The 7,516-nt window shown below is 34.8% G+C and carries 4 protein-coding genes; 2 read left to right on the top strand and 2 right to left on the bottom strand.

All coding sequences use genetic code 11. The features are described 5' to 3' along the window. Positions 1-25 precede the first annotated feature (25 nt). Entirely contained in the window at positions 26-847 is an 822-nt protein-coding gene (locus tag HPC41_RS07740; RefSeq protein WP_420240179.1) for a penicillin-binding transpeptidase domain-containing protein, read from the top strand. A 294-nt stretch (positions 848-1,141) separates the two neighbouring features. Here the strand turns inward: HPC41_RS07740 and HPC41_RS07730 are convergent, their stop codons facing one another. Continuing rightward, positions 1,142-1,624: a hypothetical protein gene (locus HPC41_RS07730; RefSeq protein WP_172393455.1), complete on the bottom strand. Its 483-nt coding sequence runs from the start codon at positions 1,622-1,624 to the stop codon at positions 1,142-1,144. A gap of 273 nt (positions 1,625-1,897) precedes the next feature. On the opposite strand from HPC41_RS07730, the gene HPC41_RS07725 reads away from it, so the two are divergent. After that, on the top strand, positions 1,898-3,811 hold the full coding sequence (locus tag HPC41_RS07725) for a right-handed parallel beta-helix repeat-containing protein (protein WP_172393454.1): 1,914 nt from the start codon (positions 1,898-1,900) through the stop codon (positions 3,809-3,811). A 305-nt stretch (positions 3,812-4,116) separates the two neighbouring features. Here the strand turns inward: HPC41_RS07725 and HPC41_RS07720 are convergent, their stop codons facing one another. Next, a complete protein-coding gene (locus HPC41_RS07720; protein ID WP_172393453.1) occupies positions 4,117-7,038 on the bottom strand; it encodes a hypothetical protein in 2,922 nt (973 codons plus the stop codon). Between the last annotated feature and the right edge of the window lie 478 nt (positions 7,039-7,516).

Genomic DNA, 7,516 nt, shown 5'->3' with positions numbered 1-7,516 from the left:
GATGATATTAAGAGTTACACTGTTGATGTTTATAGCTGCCTTTTATGTTTCTGGAGTAAATGGACAGACAAAAGGGATATTTTCTACAGGTACGAAAATTGTAATGCCCAATATTCAGGAGTATTTTAAGGAATGTGGGGTAAGAGGGACTATAGCTATTTATGATAATAGAAATGACATCTGGTTTGTATCCGATACATCGGATTCCAAGGTTGAAAGTGTACCAGCATCTACGTTTAAGATCATCAATATGCTCATCGCATTAGAGACAAATACGATCAAAGCCGAAAACGCTGTGGTGAAATGGCCGGGATCAACAGATACCATTAAATATGGCTATCGTCCGGATATCTACAGAGATATTTCAGTAAAAGAAGCTTTTCAGATGTCTGCAGGCTGGGCTTTTATTGAGCTTGCAAAGAAAATAGGCAGATCTACCTACCAAAAGTTTTTAGGAGAATCCGGCTATGGAAATGCCGATCTCACTGAAAAAGGAGAAGATTTTTGGAATTTTGGAGCAATGGGTATTTCTCCTGTCAAACAGGTTGAATTTTTGAAACGATTATATGAGGGGAATTTGCCTTTTTCCAATCGAAATATGAACATTGTCAAAGAGGTAATGATAACAGAGAAAGAAAAAGACTTTATAATACGGTCAAAAACTGGATGGACAAGGGAGCATAATACGAACACAGGATGGTGGGTAGGATACCTTGAATCTGGTCAAAATGTGTATTTCTTCGCGACACGACTTATACAGGACCGTAAATTCAATAGATCAGATTTTTCCAGCTGTAGGAAGGAAATTACCAAAAAGGTATTTCGGGATCTTAAAATAATGCAGTAAATTATACTGTTATCGAAAGGAGTATTTTACGCATCTTAATCCAATGTTGTATAATCCTTTGAACAAGTTGACAAAAGTGCTTTTCGTGAGGTTAATGCCCAAACTGGGGGTGGTCTATCCAAAGTAACTATATATTCCACAGTTCAAGAAAATTAATTGTATTAAATTTCATATTAAAGCCATGCGTGACATCAGTTATTTAGGGCTTTACTACTAATTTTGATTGATAGGCTGTCATGACCATGCTTATCTCATTCGTCAACACTGTTAATATGCTACGGGAGCACCATACAATTAACGATACCCCTTCGAGATGAGATACTTATTTACTTTGATATTTAGACCTAATATTGCTATCATAACCCCGAACCCGATAAATATATAGCTGAACATATCTTCAAATCGAATGTTGATGAAAAAGGGGATACTTTGATAATCAATAAACTCGACATTATCGTTAATGCCCGTCACTTGTGTATCCGAGTTTTCGCTGTAGTATATTTCGATATTATCACCCACACGGAGATCATCTATCGTTTGTAGGTTTCTAACACTATTTGGCTCGTAAATCTCGAAAACATAGGGGTAGCTGTCAATTTTCAGATATCTGTAGCTTCCACGGAATCTCTTGGGAAACTCTTTATACTCTTTTGAAAAATAAGTTATTGTTCCTGTTGTATTGATGTAATCGGATCGTTCTCTATTACTTTTATACAGAAGGATCAGCCCACCAATGAAAAACAATAGGGAGGTGATCATTATTTTGAAAAATTTCATTGTTATGATTCGCTCATGTGAGCTTATATTTAGTTGATCATTATAGGGCTTATTCCATCAATTTGAATTCGCCTAAATTACGTAAAATCTTGACGGTTCAAAATTTATTTTCGGATGTATTTATTGCGTTCCCATAGATGGAATATAATAAATCGTTAAGTCCCTTAATCTGTATTTTCGGTATCTCCCCGATACCGCTTACATACACCTTGTTTTCCTTAGATACCCCCCGTAGCAGCCATACTTTTGCTATACACATAAAAACAAAAGAATATGGCAAATCAATTTTTAATTAAAGAGACTATGGCAGCTATGCGAGGCTTATCTGCCGCTGAAATTACGGCATTACAGAACGGCAATTATGACGGCGTGCAATTATTGGGATATTATGAAAAAGGAGATACACCAACACCTATTGTTTATTACTTATCAGACTCAACAGAATCTGATAACGGAGGTTCTGTAGTATCAGTAGGTGGAATTAAGTTAGTACATGAATTTGTGGGTAGTATTTTCCCTGGTTATTTTGGAGCCAATTCTATAGGTGATAGTTCTGATATATTTCAGATAATTACTAATTTATACCCATCACCAAATATTGATTTAAATGGTCGTACATTTAATATTAATACTAGATATAATACGAAAAATAACACGTCTATCAGAAACGGATCTATTGTTCTGGGATCAACAAATAAATATGATACTATTTGGTTGACTGGAGAGAATATAAAAGTTGAAGATTTAAATATATTATGTGATACTCAGGAGAAATTAGGAGCATTGAGGCTACACCTTTGTAAAAACGTTAGAATACAGAATGTACAAGTTTTAGGAAATAATCCGGGACTTGCTATCTTCTGTAATACCTTGGCCAGTAATGTTTATATAGATAAGTATTATGCGCCATTATTCCGATGTGGTTTTCAATACAATGATGCAGTTGGAGAACAAGGCTCTGATTTTCGTACAGTAGATGGTGTTAATTATGCGGGCCAAGTTATTGGTGAAGGAGTTTTTGTAACCGATTCAACGATATCAATATTAGACAAGACATGGGGAGGTGATGGATTTTTAATTAATACCCCTGATAATGGGTTTAAAACTGTTAGAATAACAAATCTTATCATACAACGGACCATACGGCCAACTCCTGATTTTGCAGGTGGTTTTGGGATTGCCTTTGCCAATTGCAATGATGTAATAGTAAAGGGATGTACAGTATCAAATTCAGGCCATACAGCGATACATGCTGAAAAAGGTTATAATTACATTATTGAATCCAATAATATATACACTAGCGTTAAAGGCTTAAATATAGAGCAACTTAGAATAGCAAAAGTATTAAATAATAATGTTTTTGGGTGTGTAGACGGGTTTTCGACTTACAATGTCAATGTTAACTCCACAGATTGGGAGGTCAGTGGTAATTATTTTGATGGATGTATAGGATATCCCGCTATTGTCTCTTCTTCGGACAGAGGAAAATTTAACAATAATACTTTTATCAATAGTACGACTACAAACGCAATCTTATCTATACAAACAACAAACGGGCGCCCTTGCTCAAATTCTGAATTTAAGAATAATAAATTTATTCTTGGTACAGGAAGCGGTACAGTAGCTTTATTTTTAAGTACTGAATCAACGGGTAATATATTTGAAGGCACCCAGTATACGGGGTATGTAAGCACCTCTTTTCTTCAAACTACCACTACAAATCGTGCAAGGGTAGAATCATACATAGGAGAGGGCAACAAAAAGGGGGCAATGATATGGAGTGACAAAGACCCTAATGGCTACTATAATGGGAGAGCAGGTGATTTATGTACCGATACGATATTAGGAATACTTTATAAATGTGTTGGAGGACTTGCTTGGAAAAGAATACTTCCATCTGCTTATGGAACAACAGCACAACGTCCTATATCTCCATTGACAGGTGAATTATATTTTGATACTAACTTAGAATCGCTAATATGGTTTAATGGTACACAATGGGTTCTTGCTGTTCCTAGTGCAACATCTTCTAGAAGAGGTGTTGTTCTTCAATCTGCATCTATAACCAATATTACAACTCCGGACTCTACAGACGAAATCTCAGCTATAACTCTTGCAAATGTTAATAAATCAAAGATAAATGAGATTTTAGCTAAATTAAGAATAGCTGGCATATTGGCTATTTAAAGTAAATATGGTAAATTGAATGGTTACTTGTAGGGAGGTGTGGGCAACTCTTTCTTAAAAGTGATGATTTGAACAACATTTTCGATGAAATGAACAATAGCTATTTCAGATAACATGCTTATCTTTATGTAAAGACAAACTACATATAGTTTGCGGCTAAGTTAACCAGTTCATTAGCCAAATTGCTTCCCTCTGCGGGTTCGAGGGAAGCTCTTTTTGTTTTATGAGCACTCAAAGAAGAATAGAGATACCGGTCATTATAATTTTAAATTCAGGCTTGTATTTTAAAATTGACTATAAGCACATCACTCCCCAGAATGTAGATTAACAAGAGGAATATCAATTTTTAATCCGATGCTAAATATCGCAGCGTCGAAAGCCTTATCATTAAATCTTTTTTTCAGTCCCTCATCATAATACGCTTTTAAAGGGAGCAATTTTCCCCCAATGAATGCTACGAAAGGCGTATTTTTAATATTATATAGGATGTTAGCTCCTGGACTAAAAACTTCGCTAAAATGGACTTCCTTATTGTAGGCTGAGTCTGGAGTAATTAGATAGTGATTGACGAGGTTTCCTAATTCCAACAATTGCACGTTGAAATTGAAATATTTGAAGAAGTTACCTGCAGGTCGTATGGTGACACCTATTGGGGCAGTTATGCCACCCGTCCATTTACAGTTTAATGAAGAGTTTCCAATTGGAACAATTCTTCCTGCAAAGGCCCCCACATATGCATTCAAATCTACAGACGAAGACATTTTCCTTTTTAATTTGTAAGAAGTCGGAGGCAGTGCATGCGACTCTATTACATTCGCCAGTTCGGCTGAAGATGACGAGGCAATGACATCGCCAAAAAATCCCGACAGTTTGATCAATTCGTTAGCGTAGGACATTCCTGATAACTTTGGAAGAGCTGAGGCAAGCGTGTTCAATTGGGGAATTGAAGCTGAAAATAAATTTAACGCTGCGGTCTGCTGAATTGGTTTATTGGTTTCTGAAATGATTTTGAAAATCGCAATTCGATTAATGAGATATATCAAATCTTTATTATTTAAGCTATCTAGCCGTTCTAACTTTGTTAGCACCTCTTTTCCTTTAATAGTTTCTTTACTTGTTGTGATGAAACCTGATCGATCGTTTTCATCAAGACGCTGTAGATTTGTACCCAGATACTTAATATATTCCAAATCTTCTTTCTCTATTGGCGTACTATTATCATTAATCTTAATTGTAAGTTGTGTATTATTTGCGTCGTAATCTAGTTCATACTTATTCTCCGGGTGTTTTTTTAAAGAGAAACTTTTTAACGCAGTTATATCTATAGGATTTTGAGAAAAGCCTATTTTATAGTATGAATCAACCAATCCCAAAGTATTTTGTGCAGCGGCAACGAAATTTTTCTCCTGAATGTTTTCTATAATATCAAAAACGTTTTTGATGTTCGCCAAATAATTGTTGACACCTTGCTTCTCACTGATCCCAAATGGATAATTTTCAAAATTAGCGATCACTTGTCCAAGTATACTCCATGTATTAGAAAGCGATTGGTTCATTTGATCCGATTTATTTTTTTCAATCAAGGCTTGCTGTTCCAAATTGATCTTATCGAATTGACCTAACGATAATAAAAGTGGACTTAGCCAAGCGATCACTTTATCCTTATTTTTGATCGCATTTTTGATACCAGGTAAATTATCAAATACATTACCATATTTTAAGTCGAGGAGTTCAATAAATATTTTCCATTGCTCTGTATCCAAGGTTTTTAGTTCTTCATATGTAAGAAGCCTGTAATTATTTTTATCTGTAATCGTAAATAACTCATTAGTTGCTATGTAAAGTAGTGCAATAATATTTTGTGCATGTTTATTTATACCTCTTGTATTGTTAACTGATATATTAGGATCAGGACTGTAAGTTGGATTAAGGTACAGTTGACGAATGATATCCCTATAATTATATCGCGCTTTAATCAACCCATCAATATTATAGCCCATTTCTACGGCCGTCTCTAGGTTTGCCGCATTTTCTGTAGTTAAAAATTGTTTTGTCCAGCTACTTTTGGACACATTTCGAGGCATTTCTACAAAATCTTTTGAGATGGCGTATCGCCAAGAGGTGCCAAAATTGGCGGTTCTGTAGTCAGAGAGTCCGTCTAACAACTCAATTGTAGCTGGAAAAACATCATATATCAAAGGATTATTTACTCTTTTGCGCAATTGATCCATAAACCATATTGCCGCCTCCTGTTTTGCTCTTTTCGCCAGAAACATGGCCATAGCGTCTATCATTTGAGACTGTGAGGGAATACTTAACCCTGTGTAATTAAGACTTTGTTGCGCATTTTGGGTTGAGGTTGTAAGATTGATCTGTAATGACTCCTGTCGACTACGTTGGTTACCCTCCAGATAATTTTTAATATTAGCCGAGAGAGTTCCGTCACTTAGATATTTTTCGGCAATATTTTTAATTAACGAATCCATTTTGGAAGAAATTCCTTTTATCAATGTACTATTTGCGTCTATCTTAAGATTGGCTTTCAAAATCTCATTGTTGATTGATGCATCTTTCCGCATTAATTTTTGATTTAAGAGTTCTAAAGAATATATGTCAGCTTCCTGATGATCAAGCAGGTTTTTGTATTTATTTATTAGATCAATTGAATCTTTAGAATCACCACCCTTAAAAACCTTTAGGGAATCGAGAGCAATTTTTAGCTCCCTTTGTCTACTTGATAAAAGGGATATGTTATTTTTTGTTTCAGTGATTTGTCTATCATTCTCATTATATGCTATTTGTTGTTTTAAAAGAGAGTCCAAATCTTTATTTTTTTGTAATTTTGAGAGAGATTGCAAATCTTTATTTTTGTTCTCATGTTGTTTAGACTCTAATAATCTTCTTACAAAGTCTGTTTTGGCATTAATAGAACTCGTTTTGAATCTGTAAATAGACCCATACTTTTCACCCTCTTTTACTATATCTAGCTTATCTTTGCCAACTAGATTTACTAGGCTGCTGTAAATCAAGTCGTTTTCAGTGGGGTTCAGCGTTATTTTATTTAGATATTTACTTAAATAGAATAGGTTGTATGGCGGGGTGATACTATTTTTAAACTCATTAGAGTCAATCTTTGTAGAAGAGTTTTTGGATTGCTGCCCGTTCGCGATAATATAAAAGCTACTCAATAACAGCAATGACAAGGTAATTAGGTAAGGTCTTTTCATAACTTAATATTTTAATTTAATGACTTGTTTGGCTTTCAGTCAATTGGCTTGCACTAATATAAATAAATTATTTTAAAAAGTTACAGGTCGAGCAAAATGTTTGGGATGATAAAAATTAATCTTTTACTTAAGAAAAATATTGACAGATATGAAAAATAGCATCCAGAAAAAATATATAACTATTTAAAATCCAGGAGTCCTGAGGGCTACACAACTAATGTTAGTATGGTAAACAAAACCATCAACGGCATTTAAAATAATCTCCGGGAATCCTTTCTACAACAGGGTTGGGGAGAGCGCATTACCCATTCCGATGCGGATACCCAGCACAGAATTTATTGGATATACGCTAATACTCCAGTTGATCCAATAATACCATCTGCTCGCAATCTATAAAAAGTGATGATTTGAACAACATTTTCTATGAAATGAACAATAGCTATTTCAGATAACGTGCTTATCTTTATATAAAGACAAA

This window comes from Sphingobacterium prati, assembly GCF_013167215.1.
Lineage (GTDB): Bacteria > Bacteroidota > Bacteroidia > Sphingobacteriales > Sphingobacteriaceae > Sphingobacterium > Sphingobacterium prati.
Note: the sequence above shows the minus strand (reverse complement) of the source record. Positions and strands in the feature narration are given on the sequence as shown.